General features: G+C 69.1%; 1 protein-coding gene and 1 pseudogene. Both read right to left on the reverse strand.

Annotated features, from left to right (window positions below; genetic code table 11):
- Nucleotides 1-822, reverse strand: an 822-nt coding sequence (locus P3T35_RS40325) for an IS3 family transposase (protein ID WP_280709880.1), incomplete at its 3' end; no start/stop codon positions are given.
- Nucleotides 823-839: 17 nt separating this feature from the next.
- Nucleotides 840-1,139, reverse strand: a pseudogene (locus P3T35_RS40330) (transposase); the annotation flags it as partial.
- Between the last annotated feature and the right edge of the window lie 56 nt (nt 1,140-1,195).

The following is a 1,195-nucleotide window of genomic DNA, read 5'->3' on the forward strand; positions in this document are numbered from 1 at the left end:
GCTGTGCAGCCTGCGTATGTTGTACCAGGCTTCGATCCACTCGAAGATCGCGGTCCGTGCTGTGGCTCGGCTGGGCCAGGGGCGGTCACCGAGCAACTCCCGCTTGAGTGTGGCGAAGAAAGACTCGGCGAGTGCGTTGTCCCAGCACTGGCCGGTGCGGCCGACCGACAGCCGAACGTCGAACTCGATTGCGAGATCAGCGAATTCGCGGCTGGTGTATTGGCAGCCGCGATCCGAATGGAACACCACCGACCCGGTCGGGCGGCGGGTTCGGCAGGCGGCCCGCAGGGCGTCGGCGACCAGTTCGGTTCGCAGGTGATCGGCGGTGGCCCAGCCGACGACGCGGCGGGAGGCGATGTCGATGACGGTGGCCAGGTAGAGCCAGCCCTCCTCGGTCGGGATGTAGGTGATGTCGCCGCACCAGCGCGCATCGAGGGCCACCGGGTCGGGTGTGAAGTCGCGCAGGACCAGGTCCGGCCGGGCGGCGGCCTGCGGGTCGGGGATCGTGGTGCGCTGTCGCCGCCTGCGGTGGCGGCCTTCGAGGCCGGCCTGGCGCATCAGGCGCGCGACCCTTCGGCGGCCGCAGATGGTGCCCTCGCGGTGCAGGACGGCGTGCACGCGCGGGGCCCCGTAGGTGCCGCGGGAGGTCTCATGGACCTCGGCGATCCTCTCAGTCAGCTCCGCGTCGCGTACCGCGCGGGGGCCGGGGGTGGCGGTGCGGCGGGCATAGAAGGCGGCTCGGGAGACCTTGAGCAGTTCACACGCCCGTTTGACGTTGTGGCCTGCCTGCTTCTCCGCCTCGATGAACGGGTGCACCGTCACCGGGTCTCCGTCGCGAAGAAAGCCGTGGCCCGGCGGAGGATGTCCACATCCTCACGCAGCCGGCGGTTCTCCCGCCGCAGTCGCGCCAACTCGTCGCGCTCGTCGCTGGTCAGACCGTTGCGCTCGCCGGCGTCGATCTCGGCCTGCTTGACCCAGTCCCGCACCGTGGTCTCGGTCAGGTCGAAGTCCTTCGAGACCTGACCGACCGAGCGGTCGCCACGTCGGCACAGCTCGACGATCTCGGCCTTGAACTCCGGCGTGAACGAGCGACGAGGGCGCGGCTTCTTCTTCCCCATGCTCTCCATGATGGACATCATCCTTACCGGGGCCGAAGCCCCTGATCAGGGGTGTCCGTCAAAGCGAATCAAGCCCA

This window comes from Kitasatospora sp. GP30 (assembly GCF_029892145.1).
GTDB classification, from domain to species: Bacteria; Actinomycetota; Actinomycetes; order Streptomycetales; family Streptomycetaceae; genus Kitasatospora; species Kitasatospora acidiphila.